Origin of the sequence: Halomonas sp. MMH1-48, assembly GCF_022348105.1 — a bacterium.
Lineage (GTDB): Bacteria > Pseudomonadota > Gammaproteobacteria > Pseudomonadales > Halomonadaceae > Vreelandella > Vreelandella piezotolerans.
Map to the genome: position 1 here is coordinate 62,501 of NZ_JAKRFL010000001.1, position 26,497 is coordinate 88,997.

The 26,497-nt window shown below is 55.4% G+C and carries 25 protein-coding genes; 4 read left to right on the plus strand and 21 right to left on the minus strand.

Translation table 11 applies throughout. From position 1 onward, the window contains the following. Positions 1-3: 3 nt before the first annotated feature. The 8 genes from tolR to MHM37_RS00340 all read right to left on the minus strand — a co-directional run bounded on the left by tolR (position 4) and on the right by MHM37_RS00340 (position 6,106). Positions 4-441, minus strand: a complete 438-nt coding sequence (gene tolR, locus MHM37_RS00305) for a protein TolR (RefSeq protein WP_139527561.1) — start codon at positions 439-441, stop codon at positions 4-6. An 11-nt stretch (positions 442-452) separates the two neighbouring features. Continuing rightward, positions 453-1,148, minus strand: a complete 696-nt coding sequence (gene tolQ / locus MHM37_RS00310) for a protein TolQ (RefSeq protein WP_139527559.1) — start codon at positions 1,146-1,148, stop codon at positions 453-455. Positions 1,149-1,176: 28 nt separating this feature from the next. Next, complete coding sequence (gene ybgC / locus MHM37_RS00315) at positions 1,177-1,575, minus strand: tol-pal system-associated acyl-CoA thioesterase (protein WP_139527557.1); 399 nt, start codon at positions 1,573-1,575, stop codon at positions 1,177-1,179. Then, a complete protein-coding gene (ruvB, locus tag MHM37_RS00320; protein WP_139527555.1) occupies positions 1,572-2,609 on the minus strand; it encodes a Holliday junction branch migration DNA helicase RuvB in 1,038 nt (345 codons plus the stop codon). The genes ybgC and ruvB overlap by 4 nt, the downstream gene beginning before the upstream one ends. A 51-nt stretch (positions 2,610-2,660) precedes the next feature. Then, positions 2,661-3,269 (minus strand): Holliday junction branch migration protein RuvA, encoded by a 609-nt coding sequence (gene ruvA, locus MHM37_RS00325; RefSeq protein WP_139527553.1) that lies wholly within the window; start codon positions 3,267-3,269, stop codon positions 2,661-2,663. A gap of 67 nt (positions 3,270-3,336) precedes the next feature. Then, on the minus strand, positions 3,337-3,888 hold the full coding sequence (gene ruvC, locus MHM37_RS00330; protein WP_239295742.1) for a crossover junction endodeoxyribonuclease RuvC: 552 nt from the start codon (positions 3,886-3,888) through the stop codon (positions 3,337-3,339). Positions 3,889-3,985: 97 nt separating this feature from the next. Next, positions 3,986-5,767 (minus strand): aspartate--tRNA ligase, encoded by a 1,782-nt coding sequence (aspS, locus tag MHM37_RS00335; protein ID WP_239295741.1) that lies wholly within the window; start codon positions 5,765-5,767, stop codon positions 3,986-3,988. A 63-nt stretch (positions 5,768-5,830) separates the two neighbouring features. Continuing rightward, positions 5,831-6,106: a zinc ribbon domain-containing protein gene (locus tag MHM37_RS00340; protein ID WP_139527544.1), complete on the minus strand. Its 276-nt coding sequence runs from the start codon at positions 6,104-6,106 to the stop codon at positions 5,831-5,833. A gap of 200 nt (positions 6,107-6,306) precedes the next feature. On the opposite strand from MHM37_RS00340, the gene MHM37_RS00345 reads away from it, so the two are divergent. After that, a complete protein-coding gene (locus tag MHM37_RS00345) occupies positions 6,307-7,257 on the plus strand; it encodes a D-2-hydroxyacid dehydrogenase (protein ID WP_153843336.1) in 951 nt (316 codons plus the stop codon). 29 nt (positions 7,258-7,286) lie between these two features. On the opposite strand, the gene MHM37_RS00350 is transcribed toward MHM37_RS00345, so the two are convergent. Together MHM37_RS00350 and MHM37_RS00355 are read right to left on the minus strand one after the other, a co-directional pair. Further along, entirely contained in the window at positions 7,287-7,562 is a 276-nt protein-coding gene (locus MHM37_RS00350) for an acylphosphatase (protein ID WP_219863766.1), read from the minus strand. A 16-nt stretch (positions 7,563-7,578) separates the two neighbouring features. Continuing rightward, complete coding sequence (locus MHM37_RS00355; protein ID WP_219863769.1) at positions 7,579-8,478, minus strand: YihY/virulence factor BrkB family protein; 900 nt, start codon at positions 8,476-8,478, stop codon at positions 7,579-7,581. 174 nt (positions 8,479-8,652) lie between these two features. Between MHM37_RS00355 and MHM37_RS00360 the strand changes: the two genes are divergently transcribed. After that, entirely contained in the window at positions 8,653-9,747 is a 1,095-nt protein-coding gene (locus MHM37_RS00360; protein ID WP_239295740.1) for a bifunctional nicotinamide-nucleotide adenylyltransferase/Nudix hydroxylase, read from the plus strand. Positions 9,748-9,757: 10 nt separating this feature from the next. On the opposite strand, the gene MHM37_RS00365 is transcribed toward MHM37_RS00360, so the two are convergent. From MHM37_RS00365 to MHM37_RS00395, 7 genes are all read right to left on the minus strand, one after another. Beyond that, positions 9,758-10,675: a LysR substrate-binding domain-containing protein gene (locus MHM37_RS00365; RefSeq protein WP_139527535.1), complete on the minus strand. Its 918-nt coding sequence runs from the start codon at positions 10,673-10,675 to the stop codon at positions 9,758-9,760. 56 nt (positions 10,676-10,731) lie between these two features. After that, complete coding sequence (gene cls, locus MHM37_RS00370) at positions 10,732-12,150, minus strand: cardiolipin synthase (RefSeq protein WP_239295739.1); 1,419 nt, start codon at positions 12,148-12,150, stop codon at positions 10,732-10,734. A 105-nt stretch (positions 12,151-12,255) separates the two neighbouring features. Further along, entirely contained in the window at positions 12,256-13,761 is a 1,506-nt protein-coding gene (locus MHM37_RS00375; RefSeq protein ID WP_239295738.1) for a fumarate hydratase, read from the minus strand. Positions 13,762-13,937: 176 nt separating this feature from the next. Beyond that, positions 13,938-14,768 (minus strand): endonuclease VIII, encoded by an 831-nt coding sequence (nei, locus tag MHM37_RS00380; RefSeq protein ID WP_139527529.1) that lies wholly within the window; start codon positions 14,766-14,768, stop codon positions 13,938-13,940. A 3-nt stretch (positions 14,769-14,771) separates the two neighbouring features. Beyond that, the gene (uvrB, locus tag MHM37_RS00385; protein ID WP_219861021.1) at positions 14,772-16,796 is read right to left on the minus strand and encodes an excinuclease ABC subunit UvrB; all 2,025 of its coding nucleotides are present in this window, start codon (positions 16,794-16,796) and stop codon (positions 14,772-14,774) included. A gap of 24 nt (positions 16,797-16,820) precedes the next feature. Next, a complete protein-coding gene (locus tag MHM37_RS00390) occupies positions 16,821-17,228 on the minus strand; it encodes an OsmC family protein (protein ID WP_239295737.1) in 408 nt (135 codons plus the stop codon). Continuing rightward, the gene (locus tag MHM37_RS00395; RefSeq protein ID WP_139527524.1) at positions 17,229-17,426 is read right to left on the minus strand and encodes a hypothetical protein; all 198 of its coding nucleotides are present in this window, start codon (positions 17,424-17,426) and stop codon (positions 17,229-17,231) included. It abuts the gene before it with no gap. 185 nt (positions 17,427-17,611) lie between these two features. Here MHM37_RS00395 and MHM37_RS00400 point away from each other — a divergent pair, with 185 nt between their 5' ends. Then, complete coding sequence (locus MHM37_RS00400) at positions 17,612-18,568, plus strand: folate-binding protein (RefSeq protein WP_239295736.1); 957 nt, start codon at positions 17,612-17,614, stop codon at positions 18,566-18,568. Here MHM37_RS00400 and MHM37_RS00405 read toward each other — a convergent pair. From MHM37_RS00405 to MHM37_RS00420, 4 genes are all read right to left on the minus strand, one after another. Continuing rightward, complete coding sequence (locus MHM37_RS00405; protein WP_239295735.1) at positions 18,559-19,347, minus strand: TatD family hydrolase; 789 nt, start codon at positions 19,345-19,347, stop codon at positions 18,559-18,561. The genes MHM37_RS00400 and MHM37_RS00405 overlap by 10 nt on opposite strands. 18 nt (positions 19,348-19,365) lie before the next feature. Then, a complete protein-coding gene (locus tag MHM37_RS00410; protein ID WP_139527518.1) occupies positions 19,366-20,955 on the minus strand; it encodes a peptide chain release factor 3 in 1,590 nt (529 codons plus the stop codon). A gap of 188 nt (positions 20,956-21,143) precedes the next feature. Further along, positions 21,144-21,353, minus strand: coding sequence for a putative motility protein (locus tag MHM37_RS00415; protein ID WP_139527516.1), 210 nt, complete (start codon positions 21,351-21,353; stop codon positions 21,144-21,146). Between the two features lie 102 nt (positions 21,354-21,455). After that, positions 21,456-22,697: an FAD-dependent oxidoreductase gene (locus MHM37_RS00420; RefSeq protein ID WP_239295734.1), complete on the minus strand. Its 1,242-nt coding sequence runs from the start codon at positions 22,695-22,697 to the stop codon at positions 21,456-21,458. A 334-nt stretch (positions 22,698-23,031) separates the two neighbouring features. Here MHM37_RS00420 and amt point away from each other — a divergent pair, with 334 nt between their 5' ends. Next, positions 23,032-26,409, plus strand: a complete 3,378-nt coding sequence (amt, locus tag MHM37_RS00425) for an ammonium transporter (RefSeq protein WP_139527511.1) — start codon at positions 23,032-23,034, stop codon at positions 26,407-26,409. Positions 26,410-26,497: the final 88 nt, after the last annotated feature.

Below are 26,497 nucleotides of genomic sequence, written 5' to 3' on the forward strand. Positions count from 1 at the left end.
CCCTTAACCATCTTGCGGCGGCTCGGAAAGCAGCCCCACGTTGGCGACACCCGAGCGCTGCAGCGTGCTCATCAGAAGAACGATCTGGCCATAGGGTACATTGCGGTCACCCCTCACCATGACCGGTGTTCCCGGGCGGCGCTGCAGAATGGCCACGACCCTTTCCGACATCTCGTCGAGCGTCACGGCCGTCGAGTCCTCACCCAACGTAATGAAGTAGCCGCCCTCTCGATCGACTGAGATGATGATCGGGTCATTATCTTCCTGCGTCTCAATAGGCTCGGAGGTGACCTGTGGAAGGTCGACCTGAACACCCTGCGTCAGCATAGGAGCGGTAATCATAAAGATGACCAACAGCACGAGCATGACGTCGATGAAGGGGACGACATTGATTTCCCCCATCGGCTTGCTTTTGCCACTACGATTGAACGGACCTTGCATGGCAGACTCCCTTAACCAGCGCTAGGTTTGCCGTCACGCCCTTGCAGATTACGATGCAAAATGGCGTGAAACTCCTCAGCAAAGTCTTCGTATTTGCCCAGTAGGCGGGACGCATTGTTGGAGAGACGGTTATAAAAAATAACGGCGGGAATCGCAGCGAAGAGCCCCATGGCGGTGGCAATCAGCGCCTCTGCAATCCAGGGGGCCACCGTGGCGAGCGTGGCTTGTTGCGTCATGGAGAGCGACTGGAACGACCCCATGATGCCCCACACCGTGCCAAATAGGCCGATATAGGGACTGGCAGAGGCGACCGTTGCCAAGAACACGAGATGCTGAGTCAGACGATCCTCTTCCCGCGACCAGGCAACGCGCATGCTGCGTTGAACGCCTTCGAGTACGGTGTCAGCACTGCGAGTCTTGGGCATCAAGCGATTGAACTCACGAAAACCAGCTTGAAAAATATGCTCTGCGCCGTGCCGAGGATCGTCCGCAGGAATCTCACGGTAGAGTTCGTTCAAGTCAACGCCAGACCAAAACGACTCTTCGAACTGGTTGTACTCCTGCTTGGCTCGTCGTAGCGCGATACTGCGCTGAAAAATCACCACCCACGAGAGAATTGACCCCACCACGAGCAGCAACATGACCAGCTGTACGACCGTGCTGGCGCTCATTATCAAGTGGGGAATGGACATGGCGTTATCGTTCACAGTTGCCCTCTTCAATCAATTAGTGTCGTTATCGACGGGATACGGTGTTAAGTGATGATGGCCACGCTTTGGGGCGCAGTGTTGCTGCGTGCAAGCAGGCTATCTCGACTGTGGCAGAGCACAAGAGTTCCTTTTCACGAAAAACCTGCTGCGCGAAAGTCATTCGGCAGCGTCCCTGCTCCGCGATGCTGGCCGTCACCGTGAGCGCCTCATCTAACCGGGCCGGTTTGGCATAGTGACAGGCCATGCGGTATACCACTAGCTGCGTACCTTCGTCTAGCAGCGTTTGCTGGTCGAGGCCTAAATCTCTCAACCACTCACTGCGTGCACGCTCCATAAACTTCAAGTAGTTAACGTAGTAGACAATTCCCCCCGCGTCAGTATCTTCCATATAAACCCGCACGGGGATGCTAAATGTTTCGCTCATGGTCGACGCTCTCCCTCGGCATTGATCGAATGCTCGTGGGGCACGCGGTCGAAGTGCAACCAAGCTTGGCGGGTAACCACGCGTCCCCTGGGGGTACGCATCATTAGGCCTTGCTGAATCAAATACGGCTCGATAACGTCTTCGATGGTATCGCGCTCTTCGCCAATGGCGGCAGACAGTGAGTCGACCCCGACCGGACCGCCATCGAACTTGTCGATCATGGCCAGCAGCAGGCGTCGGTCCATATGATCCAACCCGTGATGATCGACGTTTAGCATATTGAGTGCCGCATCGGCGAGCGTCACGTCCACCACGCCGTCGCCCTTGATGTCGGCGTAGTCGCGTACCCTGCGCAGCAACCGATTGGCAATACGAGGCGTCCCACGAGAGCGCCGGGCGACTTCGATGGCCCCTTCACGGCTGGTTTCCACGCCAAGCAAACGGGCGGAGCGCGCGACGATTTCGGTTAGCTCTTCGAGGTTATAAAATTCGAGGCGTTGCACGATGCCAAAGCGGTCGCGTAGCGGAGACGTGAGCAGTCCTGCTCGTGTCGTGGCACCTACCAGTGTGAACTTTGGGAGATCCAGCTTGATGGATCGCGCTGCGGGGCCTTCACCGATCATGATATCGAGTTGAAAATCCTCCATCGCCGGATACAGAACTTCCTCTACCACGGGAGAGAGGCGGTGGATTTCATCGATGAACAGCACATCGCCAGGCTCGAGATTCGTGAGCATGGCGGCAAGGTCGCCGGCGCGCTCGAGCACCGGACCAGACGTCGATTTCAACCCGACGCCCATTTCGGTGGCAATGATGTTTGCGAGCGTCGTTTTGCCCAACCCTGGCGGGCCGAAGACCAGGGTGTGGTCCAGACTCTCCTCGCGCAGCCGTGCCGCCCCAATGAAAATCTCCAACTGCTCGCGCACCCGTGGCTGGCCAATATAATCCTTGAGGTGCTTGGGACGAATCGCATGGTCGATGCGCACTTCGCCTTGCTCGGGCTCGGCGGCAATTAATCGGTCGTGTTCTAACATAGTGACTCTTCTGGAGTGCTTACCAAGGCGTACTCATGATACCCGTACAGCTCAACCAGACATTCGCTTGGTCAATGCGGCTTTGATGAGGGCTTCGGTGCTCTGGTTCGGATCAACATCGGCGAGCATTTTGGCCGCCTCGGTCAACTTATAACCCAGGCTGACGAGAGCGGCTTCTGCGTCTGCCAAATGGTCTCTAGGCGCGGCTCGTCCACTGGTAGCTTCTAAAGCGAGGGGAGCATGACTGCCCTGCTCCCAATCCGGAAAGCGGTCGCGCATTTCGATGATCAAACGCTCCGCCGTTTTTTTACCCACTCCTGGCAGCTTCGTCAGTGCTTTGCTGTCGTCGTCTCGCACGCAGCGCATAAAAGCGTCTTCATCCATACCGGATAGAATCGCCAAGGCGAGCTTGGGGCCGACGCCGTTGACTTTGATTAGCGCACGAAATAATGCCCGTTCATGCTCGCGTCCAAAGCCATAAAGCAAATGGGCATCGTCACGTATTGTCAGATGGGTATATAGCATCACCTGCTCGCCAGGGGCTGGCAGCGCCACGAAGGTGTTCATTGAGGCTTCGAGCTCGTAACCTACCCCGTGAACGTCAACCACCATCCACGGCGGCTGTTTTTCCAGCAATAAGCCCGTCAAACGTCCAATCATCCTTTGCCTCACAGCCATTCGAAGTAGCGGTCACTATAAAGCTACTCTGTACAGATGACCAGTAACCCTAAAGCCGCCAACGACCGGTAGCGCGGCGTTTACTGCGAGATGGCGTCGCCATGACGAGCGCACTCCCTGCATAGGCGTGTGTCAAGGCAATCGCCAGCGCGTCGGCAGCATCCGCTTGGGGGGTGTCCGATAGGCCAAGCAGCGTAGTGACCATGTGCTGAACTTGGCTTTTATCGGCTCCCCCTTGCCCGGTTACCGCCTGTTTGATCTGCCGCGCTGCGTACTCGGCAATGCTTAATCCATGGTTCGCTAGGCAGACCAGCGCCGCTCCACGGGCTTGACCGAGTTTCAGCGCGGAGTCTGCATTTTTGGCCATAAACACCCGCTCGACGGCGACGGCATCGGGGCGATGAAGCCCTATCACCTCGCCAATCCCTGCATAAATCTGAGCCAGGCGCTGCTCTAGCGCTCCCTCAGCCGTTCGAATGCAGCCGCTGGCTACATAGCGTGGCTTCATCCCTACTAGGTCAATCACTCCATACCCGGTGATCCTGGAACCTGGATCGATCCCCAGAATTCTAATCGTCGCAGGGGGCTGTCTTTCGTCCATGGACACTTCTCTTCGCCCTCTTCCTTTAGTACTACCTGAAACAAAAACACCGACGCTGGCGCGTCGGTGTTTGACTCGTCAATGCGATAAGGCGATCTTATTCGCCCGCAGCATCCGCCTTTACTTTTTGGCGCAAGCGAATGTTGAGCTCTTTGAGCTGGTCAGCGCTGACCTCACCCGGGGCGTCGGTCATCAAACAAGCCGCACTTTGCGTTTTCGGGAAGGCAATGACTTCACGAATGGTTTTTGCGCCCGCCATGAGCATGACCAGACGATCCAAACCAAAGGCAAGGCCGCCGTGGGGCGGTGCGCCGTACTGCAGCGCATCCAGCAAGAAGCCGAACTTCTCTTGCGCTTCTTCTTGCCCAATACCCAAAATCTCGAACACGGTGCTCTGCATGGTTTGGTCATGGATACGGATAGAGCCACCGCCAAGTTCCGTACCATTAAGCACCATGTCGTAAGCGCGGGAGAGCGCTTTGGCCGGGTCGGCCTTCAACGCTTCCGGCGAACAAGACGGTGCCGTAAACGGGTGATGAAGCGGGCTTAAGCGGCCATTGTCGTCGGCTTCGAACATGGGGAAGTCAACGACCCACAGGGGCGCCCACGCCTGGGTGTAGAGGTCAAGATCGGCCCCGAGCTTGACGCGCAGCGCACCAATGGCTTCATTGACGATACGCGCTTTGTCGGCACCGAAGAAGATGATGTCGCCATCCTCGGCCCCCACACGGTCCAGCAGCTCTTCGACGACGTTCTCCATGAACTTGACGATCGGCGACTGCAAGCCATCCAGCCCTTTGGCACGTTCGTTGATCTTGATCCACGCCAGGCCTTTCGCACCATAAATACCCACGAACTTGGTGTATTCATCGATCTCTTTACGAGAAAGCTTGGCGCCACCCGGCACTTTGAGCGCCGCCACACGACCGTCGTCTGCGCTGGCCGGGCCGGAAAAGACCTTGAAATCCACCTGCTTCATGAGGTCATCGACATCCGTCAGCTCCAGCGGAATACGCAGGTCGGGCTTGTCGGAACCAAAGCGGTCCATGGCTTCATGCCAGGTCATGCGCGGGAACTCGGGAAGTTCGACGCTCAACACTTCCTGGAACAACTGACGAATCATGGCTTCGGTAATGCCCATGATGTCGTTCTCTTCCACGAAAGAGGCTTCGATATCGATCTGCGTAAACTCCGGCTGACGGTCAGCACGCAGGTCCTCGTCACGGAAACACTTGGCAATTTGGTAGTAGCGATCGAAACCCGCCACCATCAACAGCTGCTTGAACAGCTGGGGGGACTGCGGCAGCGCAAAGAAGCTGCCTGCATGGGTGCGGCTAGGTACCAGATAGTCTCGCGCGCCTTCAGGTGTGGCACGGGTCAGTACCGGCGTTTCGATGTCCAAGAACCCTTGGTTTTCCAGGTAGGCACGAACGCTATGTGAAATACGCGAACGAAGACGCAGTTTCTCGATCATATCGGGCCGACGTAAATCGATATAGCGATGCTTCAAACGCACTTCTTCACCAACTTTGCCATGCTCGTCGAGCTGGAAAGGCGGCGTTGCGGCGGTATTGAGCACCTCGACGTCTTTTGCCAGCACTTCGATCATGCCGGTGGGCATGTTGGGGTTCTGAGTGCCTTCGGGGCGCAGCCGAACGCGGCCAGTGATGCGCAGAACGTATTCACTGCGAGCACGATCGGCATTAGCAAACGCCTCGGCGGTATCGGGGTCGACGACGAACTGGGCGATACCGTCACGGTCGCGCATGTCGAGAAAAATAACCCCACCGTGGTCACGACGGCGGTGAACCCAACCGCAAACGGTGACCGTTTGATCCACCAATGTTTCGTTAAGCTGGCCGCAATAATGGCTGCGCATGTCACATCCTGTTCTGTTTCGTGGCAATTAAGTTGTCTTGGGCCATGGCCCTGACAGCCGCGGCTATGCCGCGGCGCCTTTGTTTGTTGACGTGCTGCTGGCATCGCTTTTCGCGCTACCGGAAGCTTGTCCTTCAGCAGCAAGATTCTTTTTGCTGCCTGTCTTGAAATCAGTTTCGTACCAACCGCCACCCGCTAAGCGGAACCCGGCTGCAGAGACCAAGCGCTCCAGATCATCTTGCTGACATGCAGGGCAGCTTTTTAACGGATCTGCGCTAATTTTCTGAAGTTTTTCCATGCGATGGCCGCAGGCCTTGCACTCGTACTCATAGATGGGCATGTTGATGGCTCCTGAAAAAGCTCAACTCCAACAGGTTTCGTCTTGTCGGTATCGCGGTTCACCCGACGTTACCAGGCTGACAATATGTGGCCTGCCAGGATAAATTCCAAGACTGCGGTCGATAGAGCGGTCATTATACCCTTTTGTGCCCCCTGCCGAGCAAGGCCAAGCGGCTTTCGGCAATGAATGGAGAACATGCAATGCCCAACGCGGTCATACTGGATGCCCAAAGCCTTGGCCCAGACATCGATTTGACGGCGATTCGTAACGCTGTCACGCACTTAGAGATCCATCAGCAGAGCACCACGACGCAAGCTCGTGAACGCTTGGTCGAAGCAGAGATCGCGATCGTCAACAAGGTCAAACTCGACGCCGACACGCTCGCTCAGCTACCTTCGTTGCGACTCATTTGTGTGCTGGCCACTGGGCTGAACAACATCGATCTGGAGGCCGCTAAAGCGCATAACATCGCCGTCAAGAACGTCTCGGCCTATGGCACAGCCAGTGTCTCGCAACATACCCTCATGCTCATGCTGTCATTGGCCAATCGCCTCCCCCGCTATCAAGCGGACATTGCCGATGGAAAATGGCAGGACAGTGACTTTTTCTGCTTGCAGGAACATCCCACACTGCAGTTGTCTGGCAAGCAACTGGTCATGGTCGGCCAAGGGGAACTGGGGTCTGAAGTGGCACGTTTAGCCGAAGCCTTTGGTATGCAGGTCACGTTTGCCGCCCGACCCGGCAATGAGCACAACGATCAGCGGCCGTCCTTGGACGAACTGCTGCCCACCGCCGACGTCATCAGCCTACACTGTCCGCTGAACGAGGCTACGAAACACCTTCTCAACAAGGAGCGTCTTGCCAAGGCCAAGCCGTCACTCTTGATCGTCAACTGTGCCCGTGGCGGCATCATCGACGAAGTGGCGGCGCTCGAGGCCCTTCGTAACGGGGACATTGGTGGGTTAGCGGTCGATGTGCTGCCTACCGAGCCGCCCAAAGACGGGCATCCGCTCCTCGATGCTCTGGCAAAAGCAGAACCGCTCAATTTGATCGTAACGCCTCACAACGCTTGGATAACGCCTGAAGCACGGCAAAACATCGTTGGCCTCACTGCCGACAATATCCGCGCTTGGCAAACCGAGGCTCACTAACTTTTTCACCCAGTGCCAGTAGCACGTATCTAGTAGGTCGAGAAGTGGTCAGGGGCGTGTTGGTTCTCGAGTGTCTCCAGCGTGACATGAGTGACCTGCGCCCCTTGTGGACCTTGCCATAGCCATTGACCAAGCTCTGAGACAGCCGCAACCTGGCCACACATGAGCACTTCCACACGACCATCAGGCAAGTTTTTCGCATAGCCGGTGACGCCTCTCAAGAGTGCTTGCTCTTGAGTAGCACGGCGATACCAGACGCCCTGCACTTTTCCCGTTACGAATGCACGTACACAGCATTGAGCCATCGTCCACTCCTTAACATCAAAGCAGTTCTCGCTTGACCAGTACGGCGCTATTGCGTGGCACTAGCGGACGTCCACGGCGTAACAGCAGCGAGCGCGTAAAAGCAGCACCAAACAGCAAAATAAGCGAGCTATAGTACACCCACAAAAGAATCATGACGACGGACCCCGCCGCTCCATAGGTCGACGCCGTCGCGGTATAAGCCAAGTAGATCGCAATCACGCTGCGCCCAATGGTGAAAAGCACGGCAGTGACGACAGCGCCAATCAATACATCCTGCCAGCGTAACACGACATCCGGCAGTACTTTAAAGATAGTGGCAAAGAGTAAAGCGACCATGGCCAGTGAAATCAAAGACTCTGCGGTCGTCGTCAGTAGACTCGCGAAAGGGAGAAGGTCATTAGCAGCGTGAAGCATACCTCTGAGCATGACACCGAGCACAAGCGAGACGAGCAGAATAAAGCCAATCGAAAGTACGACGGTCAACGAGAGCAGTCGGTTTTTGATGAAAATAAATGCACTGTTACTGGTCGGTTTAGCGGTCACTCCCCAAATGGTATTGAGCGAGAACTGCATCTGGGCAAAGACGGTCGTGGCACCGACGAGTAACGCAATAAAGCCAAGTAAGGTCGGCAGGATACCCGACTCTTCAATGCGCGATTGCGCCACGGCTTGCTCGATCGCCAAGGCCGCATCCACTCCTAAAGTGCCTTGTAATTGGGCGACAATTTGGCCCTGGGCGGCCTCTTCTCCTAACACCACACCAATCACGGTAACGGCAATGATAACCGTCGGTGCGAGCGAAAACAGCGTATAAAATGCCAATGATCCGGCATAACTGAACGCATTGCGCTCGAGCCATAACGACGTTGCATCCTGAACCACGTTCCACCAAAACGTGAGTGTCTTTTTAATCATAGTGTTTCCCTTCAACGCAGTGTATAGCGTTCTTTTGCAACGCCGGTCTGACAACGAATGAATAAGCATACCTAATCAAAGCGTTGAGCGCAGTCATGATTGCATTGCAGGGATGTAGGGTGGCGATCATAATGGCACCGCTCTATTCTTCATTTTCCGCAATCAGGAAATGCGATGAACTCAGATGCAGCCCGATCTGCCACATCTTACGACTTTGATTGCTTAGTGTTCATAGGTCGATTTCAGCCACCCCACTTGGGGCATCTGGCCATTATTCGAGAAGCGCTCAAAAAAGCGCGCCAAGTGATCGTCATGGTGGGCTCATCCTGGCAAGCACGGTCGTTACGCAATCCCTGGCATTTCAATGAGCGCCAATCGATGCTTCGCTCAGGATTTGACGATGCGGACAATCAGCGGCTTGAAATCACTCCCCTGTTGGATGCGCTTTATAATGATGATGTGTGGGTGAGAGACGTACAGCGCAAGGTGCGCCATCTGGCTACCCCCGCCAATGCACGCTTACCGCGTATTGGGCTCATTGGTGCGAGTCGCGGCCAATCAAGCTACTATCTCTCGCTTTTCCCCCAGTGGGAGTCCGTCAGTGTCCCGTTGGTCGAAGGTATTTCAGCTAGTCACATTCGTGAGCGGCTGTTTCGTTCCCCTGGCTCTACCGATGACTACTTGAGTACCGGTGCTTACCATGACTTGCCACCCGGCGTCGTAGAGAGCGTCAGAGATTTTTGCAAAGGAAATGCTTACCATCGGCTGCTGGAAGAGCAGCAGCTTCTAGACCAATATCGTCACGCCTGGTCCCAGGCACCCTATCCGCCTATTTTCGTCACGGTGAACGCTGTTGTCGTTCAGTCGGGTCATGTGCTGTTAGTCAAGCGTACGGCGGCGCCGGGCAAAGGATTGTTCGCCCTCCCCGGTGGTTTCATCAACCCCCATGAGCGTTTGCTAGATGCTTGCTTGCGTGAACTTCGCGAACGGCTCCGGCTGAAAGTACCAGAGCCCGTTTTGAAAGGCTCGCTAAAGGGTCAGCGGCTGTTCGATGAGCCACACCGCAGCTGGCGAGGTCGCACGTTGGCCGAGGCGTTTTACTTTGCTTTGCGGCCCGACCAGCAGTTGCCCCGCCTTAAACCCGTCAAGGGCGGCGATCACGCACGCTGGGTGGCGCTTGCCGACCTGGAGCCCGAAAGCCTCTTTGAAGACCATTTTTTCATTATCCAAAACTTCCTCGGCCTGCCCGCAGATTTTGGCTCTCTTTAGAGCTACACGTTTAGGCCTGCAAGAAATCACGCGGCAGTTTCATCATCTGCCGCCACAGCCGCTCTACCCCCGGCTTGTGCACTAGCGAACAGCGATAGAGACGTATTTCTAGCGGTATATCCCAACTCTCATCCCCAGCTCTCACGAGCTTGCCGGTTTTTAACTCGTCGCGTATACAAAAATCAGGTATCCAAGCAACACCAACGCCTTGTAATACCATGCCCTTCAAACCTTCGGCCATCGCCGTCTCATAAACGGTTCGAAGTTTCATTCGTAATGGGTCATTTTTCAGCAGCATGCGCACGCTGCGGCCTAGAAAGGCCCCTTGGGTATAAGCCAAATAAGGAATCGAGCTATCACGCTGCAGCGAAAATAGCGGCTTACCCTGCGTATCAGGTAGCGAGACGGGCAACATCTTGACCTTACCGATGGAGAATGATGGAAAGACCTCTGCATCTAACTGCATCGTCGCGAAAGGGTCGTAGTAGGCCAGCATCAGGTCGCAGTTACCCTCGCGCAGCACATGAATGGCTTCACCGACATTCATGGCGACCAAGCGCGTCGGCAACTCCCCCAGCCCTTTTTGCAGTCTTGAGATCCAGGGGGGGTAGAAACTCAGCGCGAGCGAATGCGCCGCGACGATGTCCAGCGCTTCGTTGGCAATCGACAAGCCGCGTAAATGACTCAGCGATTCATTAAGCTGTTCGACTAAATTGCGTGCAGTCACCAAAAAGAGTTGCCCTTCTGAGGTCAACCCAATGGGGGTGGTGGATCGATCCACCAGGGTGACGCCAACGGCCTGCTCCAAGGCCCTGATACGCCGACTGAACGCGGGCTGGGTGACATGGCGCTGTCGAGCAGAGGCTGAAAAACTCCGAGTGTTTGCAAGGGCGACAAAGTCTTCCAGCCATTTTGTTTCTAGGTTCACCCATGTCTCCTATTGTTTGTTCGTTGAGAGTTTCGTCCGTTGGTGACGCTGAGACTCTATTGCACGGGGGCCATTAAATAAGCAGCGCGAGAAACGACCTTTTTCCACATAGGTCGCTGGCTCACTTCATCGAGCGTTACACGGCGACACCTTGCAAAATCGGTTTCTAACATGGTGGCCACATCGGCAGCAAAATCAGCACTTGGCACGAATGCCGTAATCTCAAAATTTAGCCGAAACGAACGATTATCTAAGTTTACTGTACCGACTGTTGCTGAAGAGTCATCGATGAGCATGATCTTTTGGTGCAAGAACCCAGGCTGATAACGGTATATTTTTACGCCTGCTCTTAACATGTCAGGCAAAAACGAAAAGGCGGAAAGAAACACCAGTAAATGATCTGGCCGTTCTGGAATCATCACACGTACATCAACACCACGCATGGCGGCTAGTCGTAGCGAGTCTTGTACGCCTTGATCGGGTACGAAATAGGGACTTGTAACCCAAAAGCGGTGATTGGCACTATGGATCAGCTGCTGTACGAGTAACCCTGCGGTATCCTGCTTGTCGGCTGGGCCAGAAGGCACGATGACTACTTGCTGATCTTGCTGTGGGTGGCACTCTGCATGCCAGTTCAAGGTAATGACGTCTCCCGTTGCCCAGTGCCAATCTTCCCAAAAGGCTTCTTGTAATCCCAACACGCAAGGGCCTTGCACGTTTAAATGGGTATCTCGCCAAGGGCCATGTTTGGCGCTCTTACCTAGATACTCGTTCCCCACATTGAAGCCGCCAATCCACCCTTGCTTACCATCTACTACAGCAATCTTGCGATGGTTTCGGAAATTGAGCTGGAAACGGTGTTTGAGTCCGCGTGACGAACGGAATGGCGATACTTCGACGCCGCTTTCTCTCAACTCGTTAAAGTAGCTGTCGTTGAGTTTACGGCTGCCAATTTCGTCATACAGAAAATAGACGCGCACTCCTCGCTTGGCCGCCGCGCTCAATTGTCGAAGGAGCTGTCGACCCAACTCGTCGTCACGGACGATGAAGAACTGGATGAGCAGGTAGTCCTGCGCTTGTTCGATACCTTGGAACAAACTCTCGAACGTTGCTTTGCCATCGATCAAAAGCTTGGTGCTATTGCCCTTCGTCAACGGCATCATGGCCAACTGCTCGACGGCCTGTATGTCGGTATTGTTAGAGTGTGCAACGTGAGGTTTTACGTTATGCCTATAACGTACGAGCACCCGGCGCAGTACCGAATCGCGAGCGCCTCTTGCGGTCACATAACCATAAAAACGTGGACGACCAAATAGCCAGTAGGCAGGGACTGCGGCGTAGGGAAACGTCAGTAATGAAATGATCCACGCGACTGCACCTTGTGACGTGCGACTCGACATCAGAGCCATCACGGCCGAGATCATACCCAGCACGTGAATCAACATAATCCCTGTCCCTAGCAACCAAGAGGTCATGGGCTATTCCTCAACATCCGTTAGGTCTCACGACGTCGCTCCATACACAGGAGCCCCGCTAAAACGGGGCTCCTGTCGTGATACAACGTCTATTGCATCAGCCTATCACGCTTTTTCAGCAATGATCTCTTTCCATTTGGCCGGACCGGTCTGGTGCACCGATGTGCCTTGGCTATCCACCGCAACGGTAACGGGCATGTCTTCCACTTCGAATTCGTAGATGGCTTCCATTCCTAGGTCCTCGAACCCTACGACCCGCGATTTCTTGATGGCCTGCGCCACTAAGTAGGCAGAGCCACCCACCGCCATGAGATAGACGGCTTGGTTATCACGAATCGCCTCGATGGCAGCTTGACCACGCTCGGCCTTACCCACCATGCCCAATAGCCCCGTCTCCTCCAACATCGTACGGGTAAATTTGTCCATTCGCGTCCCCGTCGTAGGGCCAGCCGGGCCGACCACCTCGTCACCCACCGGATCGACCGGCCCAACGTAGTAGATGAAACGACCTTTCATATCGACAGGCAGCGGCTCGCCTTTGGCGATCATATCGACCATGCGCTTGTGAGCCGCATCACGGCCCGTGAGCAGTTTACCGTTCAATAACAGCGTGTCGCCAGGCTGCCAGGTTTTCACTTCCTCGGGGGTGACGGTATCCAGATTGACACGCTTCACGTTGTCGCCCGCTTCACGGGTAATTTCCGGCCAGTCTTCGAGCTTAGGCGCCGGTAAGGCCACAGGGCCGGATCCGTCCAGCGTGAAATGGGCGTGGCGGGTAGCGGCACAGTTGGGAATGATCGCCACTGGCTTGTTCGCCGCGTGGGTGGGGTAATCTTTGACTTTGATATCCAGCACGGTGGTCAAGCCCCCCAGCCCCTGCGCGCCGATACCACTCTTGTTCACCTTGTCGAATAGCTCGAGACGCAGCTCTTCGGCACGGTTGCTGGCACCGCGAGCCTGTAGTTCTTGGATATCGATAGGGTCGAGCAGCGCTTCTTTGGCAATCTCCATCGCTTTTTCAGCGGTGCCACCAATCCCAATACCCAGCATGCCCGGTGGGCACCAGCCCGCCCCCATTTTGGGAAGCTGCTCCATTACCCAATCGACTACGCTGTCGGAAGGGTTAAGCATGGCGAATTTCGATTTTGCTTCGCTACCGCCTCCCTTCGCGGCCACATGGATGTCGACTTTATCGCCCGGCACGATTTTATGGTGGATGATGGCGGGCGTGTTGTCTTTGGTGTTTTGACGCTTGCCGTCCGGATCGGCCAGAACCGAGGCTCGCAATACGTTATCCGGCAACTGGTATGCACGACGCACGCCTTCGTTGACCATGTCGTCAAGGCTCATCTCGGCGTCCCATGTGACGTTCATGCCCACATGTACGAAGACCGTCACGATGCCGGTGTCTTGGCAAATCGGGCGGTGACCCGTAGCGCACATGCGGGAATTGATCAAAATCTGTGCGATGGCATCTTTGGCTGCCGGGTTCTCTTCCCGCTCGTAGGCCGCCGCCATGGCGTCAATGAAATCTTTGGGATGGTAGTAAGAGATGTACTGCAGAGCATCGGCAACGCTTTGGATCACGTCGTCCTGGCGAATCACGGTCATGGATTAACAGCTCCTCGGTTAACGTCTAGGCTGCAGCCTTGGCGGCCGTCTAAGTGTGCGGGAAGTATACCGTATTGAGGCCCAAGGCGGCAGCCAATCCAGTGGGCTACGCGCTTTGTTCACTTAGCTCTTTGGTAGGATTATGAATCATCAAAATTGAGATAACGGTATAAAATTTACGGCGATGGAGGTGGCTGACACCGAGGGCACCAATAGAGTCGCCGTGACCCTATTGTCGTACGCTCAATCACATAACCACAGCGGTGGCACGATAATCCGGCACGCTCGAACACGCTGAACCGCCATTGGCGGCGAGACTCACCAGAGGCAACGGCTTGTTCGATCCACGCGTCCTGATTGGTGACACCTGCTGTTCGGTAAGCCGTGCGGGTAATATCGATGATGCGCGACGACAACACCGCTAGCTGCTCACTCGTGAGGTCACAAGGACGCTGCTTGGGATGCAACTGGGAAAAAAACAGAATCTCAGAACGTAAGTAGTTACCCAGGCCGGCGACCAGCCCCTGGTCGAGCAGTAGTGCTCCCAAACTTCTGCGCCTAAACGCCGGTAACAAAAGACGTTGCTCTACGTCGGCAGCACTGACTTGCTGGCTCAGCAAGTCAGGTCCTAAACGGGATAAAAACGGATGATGCGCCAGCCTGTCCTCTTCCCAAAGCGAAACGTCAGAAGCACTGTATAAACTGGCAGCACGCCCTTCCGCCACCAAACGAACTCGTAAGGAGCGCGACGTATTGGGTGGCTTGTCGTCAGCATGCAGTTTCCATACGCCATAAAGCTGGTTGTGCGAGTAAAGCACACGACGGTCGGCAAACCGAATCAGCATGGCTTTTCCCCACGAGTCCACTGCCGACACCCTGACACCGATCAGCGAGCTGGCTTGACTGGCAAGCTCGGGAAAGGCGAACCAGGCATCCTCGAGAATTTTTCCACCAATCTGCTTTTCAATGCGATCCGCCGCTCGGCGGATCTCGGGACCTTCGGGCATCGGTTATCCTAGCGCCAGCTGTTTTTCTTTCATTTGATGCAGCTGGTCGCGGAGCCGGGCAGCCTCTTCGAACTCCAGGTTTTGCGCTGCTTCGAACATGGCATCTTCGATCTTGCTGATGGCGGCCAGAAGCTCCTGCTGGTTCATGGACGCCACATCGTATCCGCCTGATGGCTCAGCCACTTTACGCTCGCTACCCTTACGGCGATTGCCCTTTTTACCCGGCGTTTGGGCCGCTTCGAGGATGTCCGCCACGGAGCGCGTGACCGTTGTGGGCGTAATACCATGCTTTTCATTATGCGCCATCTGTTTGGCACGGCGTCGCTCGGTCTCATCGATCGCTTTACGCATGGAATCGGTGATTCGATCACCGTACAGAATCGCCTTGCCGTTGGCATTGCGTGCGGCACGACCAATGGTTTGGATCAACGAGCGTTCAGCGCGCAGGAAGCCTTCTTTGTCGGCATCCAAAATGGCGACCAGCGATACCTCAGGAATGTCCAACCCTTCCCGAAGCAGGTTGATACCCACCAGGACATCGAACTTACCCAGCCGCAGGTCTCGGATGATCTCGACACGCTCGACCGTATCGATATCGGAGTGCAGGTAGCGCACCCGGATATCGTGCTCGTCGAGGTAATCCGTCAGGTCTTCCGCCATGCGCTTGGTCAGCGTTGTCACCAGCACGCGCTCGCCAACGGCGTTACGTAAGCCAATCTCCGACAGCAGGTCGTCCACCTGCGAACTGGCCGGGCGCACTTCGATCTGCGGATCCAACAAGCCCGTTGGTCGCACGACCTGCTCGACGATTTGACCTGCGTGCTCGGCCTCGTAAGGCCCAGGTGTCGCCGACACGAAAATCGTTTGGGGTGAGATCGCCTCCCACTCCTCGAACTTCATCGGCCGGTTATCCAACGCGGACGGCAAGCGAAATCCATACTCCACCAGCGTTTCTTTACGCGAACGGTCGCCTTTGTACATCCCTCCCACTTGAGGCACGCTGACGTGTGACTCGTCGATAAACAGCAGCGCATCATCCGGCAAGTAGTCGAAAAACGTGGGAGGCGGCTCGCCAGGAGCACGGCCTGAGAGGTAGCGCGAGTAGTTTTCAATCCCGTTGCAGTAGCCCAATTCGAGCATCATCTCGATGTCGTAGAGCGTTCGCTGCTCTAGCCGCTGAGCCTCTACCAGACGCTCGTGATGACGCAGCCACTCCAAGCGCTCTTTGAGCTCGGCTTTGATGGCGTCGATAGCTTCAAGAATGGTTTCTCGGGGCGTCACGTAGTGGGACTTCGGGTAGATCGTCATGCGAGGTACTTGACCACGAACATCGCCGGTCAGCGGGTCAAACAAACGAATAGAGTCGATTTCGTCGTCGAACAGCTCGACGCGCACCGCCTCTTCGTCCGAGTCCGCTGGAAAAATATCGATGACATCGCCCCGCACGCGGTAGGTACCGCGACGGAAATCCATATCATTACGGGTGTACTGAAGCTCGGCCAAACGGCGCAAAAACGCACGCTGATCGATCAGTTCACCGCGTGTAAAATGAAGACGCATCTTCAAGTACTGATCGGGGTCCCCCAAACCATAGATCGCCGATACGGAAACGACGATCAGCGCATCCCGACGCTCTAACAGGGCTTTAGTAGCGGACAAGCGCATCTGCTCGATATGGTCATTGATCGAAGCGTCTTTCTCGATGAACGTATCTGAAGAAGGCACGTAGGCCTCTGGCTGGTAGTAGTCGTAATACGAAACGAAGTACTCGACGGCGTTATCAGGAAAGAACGACTTGAACTCCCCGTAAAGCTGGGCTGCTAGCGTTTTGTTGGGCGCCATGACGATCGTGGGTCGTTGCAACTGCTGAACCACGTTGGCCATAGTGAAGGTTTTACCCGAACCGGTGACACCAAGCAGCGTCTGATGGGCAAGTCCGGATTCCAAACCGCTAATCAACCCGCGGATGGCCGCAGGCTGATCGCCCGCAGGCTGAAATTTTGACTGCAGACGAAATTCCTTGCTCATCTTTGCTCCTATTGGCGAATGGGCCTACACGGTGTGGGTGGCTATCTCGATCGTCGCCTGGGTCATCAGGCGTTGGATCGGGCAGCGATGGCTTATCTCCTCCAGTTTAGCGCGTTGCTCTGGAACGCTGATGCCATGAAGCTCTAACGTCACGTCCAGCTTGTAGTGACCTTGGCGTTCGCCGCTGTCATCGCGCTGCACTGTGACGGTCACCCCTTCCAACGGCCACTGCTTACGTTTGGCGTACATTTGGACCGTGATCGCCTTGCAGGTTCCCAGCGCAATATCAAAATAGTCATGGGGATCTGGAGCGCTTTCATCTCCTCCTACCACCGTGGGCACGTCCGCAAAGAGGTCATCCATGCCGTTGACCTCGACGCGCTGACGAAAGGCGCTATTTCGTTCACTGATCACCACGATAGGCGGGTGCATTTACGATACCTTGATGCGCAGGTTGAGTTTTTCAATGGCCTTGATGAGAGCGTCTCGTTTCGCGCGCCCCTCCACTTCTGCACCATAGCGCCCCACTTCAGCGCTATCGACGCCATCCAACATCATCAGAGCGGTGGTAATTTTGTTGACTTGTTCTGCGGTGGTAACACCCTGAAAACTCAATGATTGAACTGCCATGGAACGTCCTTTCGAGGAAAAGTGTTTGCCTAGGTTGCGTCGTGGTAACCGGCAACGACCATTACCTATGCAAACCTGATACAGAATGAAGAGTCTAGCATGCCGTCAAGGCCTTGCAATCCAACAAGTCTGCCCACATTTTGATAAAGATAGACGATGCTTACCCACAATGTTCAGGAGCGACCATGACCATGGAGAAGACGCCGCCCTCTAGTGCCGTACGGTTGGATCAATATGCTGCACTGGATATCAAAGGGGCCGATGCGGAGAAATTCTTGCAAGGTCAAACCAGCGCGCAAGTGGGATTGGCAAACGGCTCGTTTGCGCCGCTTACCTGTTTTTGTACCCCAAAGGGCCGCATGTTGGCCAACGGACAGCTGTGTAGGCTCGAGATGAATCATTATCGGCTGATTCTCGACGCCTCTCTGGCGAATGATCTGGCCAAACACCTGAACAAATTTGCCGCTTTTTACAAAGCGGAGTTATCAGTGGCACAAAACATCATTTTCGCAGGCGTCAGTGAGTCAGCCGAAAACTTGGCCTATTGTCTGGGCGTGACGTTGCCAGAGCAGCCCTACACCCACGCCACTAGCACGTCTGGCACGGTGCTACGCCTCCCAGGGTCTCCTCGTTGGCTATTCATGTTCGAAGAAGAGCCTCAAAATCTCTTGACAGACAGCGAGGCATTGCTCAACGCCTGGAAGCTGTCAGATATCCGTAGCGGACTGGCGTGGCTCACGGCCGCTCAGCAGGACCAGTTCCTACCACAAATGCTGAATTGGGAAGCGTTGGGCGGGATTAGTTTCAAGAAAGGGTGCTATACCGGCCAGGAGGTTGTTGCCCGCGCCCATTTCCGCGGCCAAGTCAAGAAGCGCCTCGTGCACGCCCGCGCACACACTGCCTCGCTGCCCGAGCTGGGTGCCACCCTAATGGATGAGAGCGGTAAATCGTTAGGCGAAGTCGTCAGCAGTGCAACCAGCGATGATCAGCACATCGAGCTTCTGGCCGTAATGAATACCAAGGTGATGGAAGACGGCGTGACCGTCTATTGGCAGACAACACCTCTTACCTTGCAGGCGCTTCCCTATCCGATTGAGCGCTTGGACCCTGAGCAGATAGCCGCTCAGCTTGCTCAGAACTGATCGTCTAATGCAAACAGCCGGGCGGCGTTGGCACTGCTCAATGCCGCCACGGTTGCGAAGCGCTGTTTTCTCAACTCTGCCACTACCTTCGCCACCTGCGCCACGTGCGAAGGTTCGTTGCGCTGGCCTTGGTCGCCACTTAACGGCATATCGGGGCTATCGGTTTCCAGCACGAACCCATCATCAGGCAATTTTGCCACTACGCGGCGTAACTTTTGAGCACGCTCATAGGTCACCGCCCCCCCCAATCCCAGCATGTAGCCCATATCCAAAAACTTGGCGGCCTGTTCGTAGGAGCCAGAAAAGGCATGAACGAGCCCTGCCCTTGGCAACGCTTGTTGGCGCAACCGCTGACTGACTTTGTCATTGGCCTTGACGCAGTGAACCACGACCGGTAGACGGCTTCGCTTGGCGATAGAAAGCTGGGCATCGAAGTAGTGCCACTGAGCGTCCAGACTATCGGTAAAACGACCATCGATACCGCACTCACCAATCGCCACCGGCCGGTCCTTAGGCGCCCCCTCGAGCTGCTGGGTGACCAACGCCTCGAGAGCCGTCAAATCATCTGAGTGATGATGCTCAATGAAGTAAGGATGAAGCCCGAGACAGGTGCGGACATCGTCACGCTCGCCGAGCGCCAGCACATGCGGCCAACGCTGCCGCACCGTCGCAGGCACGATGAAGCGGCAGACGCCCACGGCCTTCGCAGCGGCGATGACGGCATCACGGTCCGTCTCGAACTCCGCAACGTCCAAATGACAGTGGGCGTCTATCAGCATCTATCCCCCTTGCGGATATTAATGCTCGCGGGTTGGCTGGAAACGAATGTCTGGCCAGCGCTCCTGGGTCATTTGCAGGTTGACCCGCGTCGGCGCGATGTAGGTTAGATAGCCACCACCGTCGATAGCCAAGTTGGCGCTTGCCTTACGCTTGAACTCTTCGAGCATTTTCGCGTCGTCACAATAGACCCAGCGTGCGGTTTGCACATTGACGCCCTCGTAAAGGCAGTCGACCTTGTACTCCTCTTTCAAACGGTGGGCGACCACATCGAACTGAAGCGTACCCACGGCACCCAGAATCAGGTCGTTGTTGTCCATCGGCATGAATACCTGCGTAGCGCCTTCTTCAGAGAGCTGCTGCAGGCCTTTTTGCAGCGCTTTCATCTTGAGCGGATCCTTTAGGCGAACCCGCTTGAAAAGCTCAGGAGCGAAATGAGGGATCCCCGTAAAGCGCATATCTTCACCGACGGTGAACGTATCGCCAATCTGAATCGTGCCGTGGTTATGTAAGCCGATGATATCGCCAGGCCACGCCTCCTCTACCTGAGAGCGGTCCGAGGCCATGAACGTCAGGGCATCGGCGATCTTGACGTCTTTACCAATGCGCACATGGCGCATTTTCATGTTCTTTTCATACTTACCCGAACAGACGCGCAGAAACGCAATGCGGTCACGATGATTCGGATCCATATTGGCTTGAATTTTGAAGACGAAACCAGTGAATCGCTCGTCTTTCGCGGTCACTTCGCGGGTATCGGTCTCGCGAGGTTGTGGTGATGGCGCATGCTCAACGAAGCCATCCAACATTTCACGCACGCCAAAGTTACCCATGGCGGTACCAAAATAGACCGGCGTTAGTTCACCACGACGATAGGCTTCTAAGTCGAATTCGTGAGACGCGCCGCGCACCAAATCGACCTCCATGCGAAGCTCTTCGGCTTGCTCCTCGCCCAGGATCGCGTCTACCTCAGGGTTATCCAATCCCTCAATTCGCTTATCCTCAGGAATACGGTTGCCTTGCCCTTGCGTGTAAAGATGGATGACATCATTGTAGAGGTGATACACCCCTTTGAAATGGCGCCCCATCCCGATCGGCCACGTCATCGGCGCACACTGAATATTGAGGACCGTTTCGACCTCATCCATGACTTCGATGGGATCGCGTATATCGCGATCCATTTTATTGATGAACGTCAGAATGGGCGTCGTGCGCAAACGACATACTTCCATCAACTTGATCGTGCGATCTTCGACGCCTTTCGCGCCGTCGATGACCATCAGCGCAGAATCCACCGCTGTCAGGGTACGATAGGTATCTTCGGAGAAATCCTCGTGACCCGGCGTATCCAGCAGATTGACAATACGGCCGCCGTAAGGAAACTGCATCACGGAGGTAGTGACCGAAATACCGCGCTCCTGCTCCATCTTCATCCAGTCGGACGTTGCGTGGCGATCATTACGTTTACTTTTCACCGACCCCGCCAGCTGAATGGCATTCCCGAACAGCAGCATCTTTTCTGTGATCGTGGTTTTGCCGGCGTCAGGGTGCGAAATAATCGCAAAAGTACGGCGCAGCTCGGCTTCGCGCGCTATTTGGGCGTCAGACATGGAGTTCTCTAAGAAGGTGCAACGTGATGACTTAAAACTTGGCGCCAAATCCTCGACGCAATAGGCCTATGGTAACGCAAGTCGCCTACAACGGCATACCACCACGTGAGTAACGTCCAGTGCACAAAAAAACGCCGACAGTGTCGGCGTTTGGGTCTATTGAGGCAAGCACTCAACAAGAGCAAGCGTTAGGCGTAGGTATTCACTTGGGTGCCCACGCTACCCTCTTGAGCAAGGTTCGGCTGAGCACCGGTGTCAGCAGAGGCCAACACTTCAGTGATTTGCTCAGCTTGAACGTCCAGAGCCTCGCGGAACATTTGCATTTGCGCTTGCTCAGCGGTTTGCGCCTGATTCATATACAGCGCTGTGCTGACGGCATTACTTGCAGCTACATCCATACTACACCTCGCTCCTATAGATGACATTCATAGCCTAGCAAACCCAAACCGACGGAGCCATGTTTCTCCCGCGTGATTATGTAAAGACGTGCGACAAGGCGTTTAAAAGCGATCCGCACGGAAGGGGCTCATATCGATGGCCGTTGGTTTATTTTCCATCATATCCGCTAGTAATTGGCCAGTCGCAGGTCCCAGAGTAAATCCTTGGTGGCCATGGCCAAACGCAAGCCAAAGGCCGGGATGGCGCGATGCTGGGCCAATGACGGGTTTCATGTCCGGCAGGCATGGACGAGCCCCTTTCCATGCCGCACTGTCCTTGCGTTCCCCAAGTGGAAAGATCGAGCGCGCGACTTTCTCAGCAGCGCCCAATTGCTCTTCATCGGCTGGGGATTCAAGACGGTCCAGCTCCGCGCCAGTGGTCAAGCGCACTCCCGCATTCATAGGTGCCAGCAAATAACCAACTTCGGCATCCATCAACCAGTAATTCAGCTTCGCTTCTGGCTGAGTCGCATAGTGCATGTGATAGCCGCGCTTTACGAACGTTGGGAAATGGTAGCCCAGCGGCTTCATCCACTGGCCCGCCCACGGCCCCAAGGCCATGACGACTTGATCTACCTCTAACGACGCTGCGTTGGTCGTTACGGTCCAGCGCTCACCGTGCTGGGTGACGCCGGTAATATCGGCCTGTAACAACTCCCCACCCATGGCCTCGAATGACGTCGCATACGCCGCCACCAGGCCACCGGGGTCAGCAACGGTCCAGGGATCGAGCCAGTGAATGGCACCAATAATGTCATCACCAAGCTGCGGTTCTTTAACGCTTAACGCAGCGCGGTTGAGCACAGCAAATTCGACGCCATAGAGTTCGCGGGCCTCTTTAGCTTCTTGAATGCGTTTATCGAGCTTCGCTTGAGTGCGATATATCTCCAACCAGCCCTCCTTACGCACCAAATGATCGGCCTTTGCCGCTTCGATCATCGGGCCATGGGCGTCTAGGCAAAGCTGAATCAGTGAAGCGTACTCGGGCACGATTTTTTTATAAAGCCGAGATGAGGAGTGGTGCCAGTAGCTCAGCAGCGGTGAAGCGGCATTGACCATTCCGGCGGGCCGGTAACGGATATCGACACGACGATTAGGCAACACGCTAAGGATGGTCTTCATATCGCGAGGAAACGGATAGGGCCGAACCGCCTCTCGCTGAATGATGCCCGCGTTACCAAACGAGGTTTCTCGGCCAGGTTGGCGACGATCGACCAGCGTGACTTGATGGCCACGTTTCTGCAGCTGCCAAGCAATACTGACCCCTACCATGCCTGCCCCCAACACCACCGTTTGACGCGCCATTTTGATGCACTCCTTTCTATCTGGATATTGTTCAGACTCATACTGTGAGCAGCATGGTTAACATATTGAAAAATATCACCAATCAAACCGCATTTGCACAGTCATAAAAACTGTTTTATCTATCATTTTTAGTCATTTATCACGCTTAAAGCGCAATAAAGGATGACTTCACTATCTGCGGCACAACAATTGCTTCATTACCATTAACACTACCTGAGCCACTCCATCGTTATGGACACTTTTAGGCTGGACGCTGCGTTCATGAGAAGCAACTCGACATTCTTTGCACCCCCTTCATGTCTGCGATGCACCAAAACAGTACAAGGAAAACACCATGGCCGATAGCTTCGACTCCACCTTGATCGACACGCTTTGGGTGCTATGGGCGGCAGCGCTCGTCTTCGTCATGCAAGCAGGTTTTCTCTGTTTGGAAGCGGGCACTACGCGCACGAAAAACGCCATCAACGTAGCAATGAAGAACTTGGCGGATTTTGCTATTGCCGTTAGCGTTTTCTGGCTAGCCGGTTTCGGCATGATGTTTGGCATTTCGCAAATGGGATGGCTAGGCAGCTCCCTGTTTGGCTGGCAATTGGAACCTACCAACGCATGGCTCATGACGGTCTTCGTCTTTCAGGCCATGTTTTGCGCCACGGCCGCTACCATCGTTGCAGGCGCCGTTGCCGAGCGCATGCCCTTCCTTGGCTATTTATGGACCGCCTTTTGGATTGCCCTATTGATTTACCCGGTGTTCGGCCACTGGGCCTGGGGCGGCTTACTGGGAGGCATGCCTGGCTGGTTGGCCACACTTGGCTTCATCGACTTTGCCGGGGCGACCGTGGTGCACAGTGTTGGCGGCTGGGTAGCCCTCGCAGCCGTAATCGTCATTGGTCCGCGCCAAGGGCGCTTTCAGATCGATCATCCCCCCACCGCGTTTCCAGCGGGGAACTTGCCGCTGGCAATGCTGGGGGCGCTCTTCATGATACTGGGTTGGTTTGGATTTAACGGTGGTAGCACACTCGCGCTGAATAGCTCCGTGCCTGGGATTATCGCCAACACCATGCTGGGTGCCGTAGGCGGCATTTTATCGGCCCTGCTGGTGGGCTGGCGGGTGCGCCGCTACGCCGATGTCATGTATGCCATCAACGGGGCCATCGCTGGTCTGGTGGCCGTCACGGCAGGTGCTCATGCGCTGTCACTCCATGCCGCCTTTTTACTGGGTAGCGTAAGCGGCGTGCTGATGGTACTGGCCAGCGAATGGCTGCTGAAAAAGCGTATCGATGATGCAGTAGGCGCCATCCCAGCTCATTTGGTTAGCGGTGTGTGGGGCACCCTCGCCCTTCCTTGGTTCGCGGACATGAGCAGACTCGGCAACGATGTTAGCCGCATGGAGCAATTTGGGACTCAACTACTCGGCGTGTTGACCTGCGGCCTTTGGAGTTTTGGCATGGCCTGGATGCTGTTTCGCATCACACGTCGCTTTCTTCCTCTGCGGGTCTCTGAGGACGCGGAAAAAATGGGGCTCAACCTCGCCGAGCATGGCGCCAAGAACGAACTCCACCAACTCCTCGAGCATATGCGCCAGCATGAAAGGCAGGGCGATATGCGCCAGCGGATCGAAGCGGACCCGTTCACCGAAGTAGGCGAAATCGCCGCTAGTTACAACCGTGTATCAGCGGCGCTGGAACGCGCAGTGGGACATACGCAGGTCATGCTGCGCAACCTGCGCGATGGTGTCATTACTTGGCAAGCCGATGGAACACTGACGGGACTGAATCCCGGCGCAGAAGCACTGTTCGACGTGGACGCCGAACAGCTGGTTGGTCGTCCGGTGACCACGCTGCTTCCCCATACCCCCCTCGCCCCTGGCGCTAAGCATGAAATCAAGCTTCGACTGGAGGACCAGCAAGTGCGTTACTTGGAACTCCAAATAAGTGAAGGTGCTATCGGCTCGGCTTCAGAGTGTTCTGGCATGGTGCGCGACATCACCGAGCGCAAGCAGCTTCAGGAGCAGTTGAATAGAGAGCGAGACTTGGCCCGTACCACGCTAGCGTCCATTGGCGACGGCGTGATCACCTGTGATGCCAGCGGTAACATTACCTTTATCAATGGTGAGGCCGAACGGCTAACAGGGTGGACGCTCACCGAAGCGACGAACAAACCGATTCACACCGTTTATCAGCTTCGCGACGAGCTGAGCGACGAGCCCATCAGCAATCCCGCGCGACAGGTATTGACCCAACATCGTGCGGTGCATTTCAGCGAGCATTGCCAGCTACTGCACCATAGCGGCAAACGCGTGCCCATTCAGCACAGCGCTGCCCCGATTCGTTCGAGGGGTGGCCTGACTCTTGGTGCCGTGGTGGTGTTTCAAGACGTTAGTTTGACCCGACAACTTTCGGAACAGCTCAGCTACCAGGCGACCCATGACAATCTGACAGGGCTCCTCAATCGGCGAGCCTTCGAGACGCTGATGACCAAACTGCTCACCCAGGAGGAGAAGCACCACCACGTGCTCTGCTATCTCGATCTGGATCAATTCAAGATCGTCAACGATACCTGCGGACACCTGGCGGGGGATGAGCTTTTGCGACAGATAGCGTTAAAACTGAAAGCACACGTTCGGGATAGCGATACGGTTGCTCGTCTAGGCGGGGACGAATTTGCGCTCGTCTTGACTCACTGCCCGATGAAGAAGGCCAATATCATCTGTGAAGCGATTCGTCGCGATATCGAACATTTTCGCTTTGCATGGCAAGGCCACACCTTTGGCATTGGCGTTAGCATCGGCTTGGTCGCGATGACGCCCGAGCACGCCATGCGTCTGTCGGACATACTCCACGCCGCCGATGCTGCGTGCTATACCGCCAAGGAAGCGGGTCGAAATCGTCTTCATTGCTACCAACCGGACGATCATCTGCTACTAGAGCGTCATGGAGAGTTGCAGTGGGTTCAGCGGCTGCAAAATGCCTTGGATAACGATACATTTCGCTTGTTCGCACAGCCTATTACCGCGGTTAACGGTCATCACTCAGGCTATCGAGAGATCTTGCTGCGCTTGGAGGAGAACGGCACACTGATCGCTCCTGGCAGCTTTCTACCTGCCGCTGAACGCTATCACTTCATGCCCCGCATCGATCGCTGGGTGGTGCGCAATACGCTCGCCTGGCTGAGTGACCGCCATCGCTGCGCTGAGGGAGATACCATTGGCCAGTGGGGGATCAATTTATCGGGGGACTCCCTATCAGACAGCGATTTTTGTCAGGAGCTGATACAGCACGTGCGTGGTGCCAGTCTGCCTGACGGCACCCTATGTTTCGAAATTACCGAAAGCGCTGCGATTGCACAGCTCTCCAAGGTGAGCGAACTGATTCAGTCGCTCAAATCTCTAGGCTGCCGATTTGCCCTCGATGACTTCGGCACCGGTCTCTCTTCTTTTAGCTACTTGAAGCAACTCTCCGTCGACTACCTCAAAATCGATGGCAGCTTCATCCGCAATATTCATACCGATCCTATCGATCGCGCGATGGTAGAAGCCATTCATGCGGTTGGGAAAGCTCTGCACATCGACACGGTAGCCGAATACGTCGAACATCAATCGACATTGGACACGCTGCGTTCACTGGGAATCGATTACGCGCAGGGGTATTTACTGGGTCAACCGGAGCCCATCACCGTGACAGCGGAGGGACGGATAAAAGTCATGCCGAGATAAACAAAACGGCCGAACAAATAAGAAGAAGCACAAAAAGGAAGGAGAAGAAAAGAGGGAAAATATGATAGGCAGGAAAACAGCGATCAGG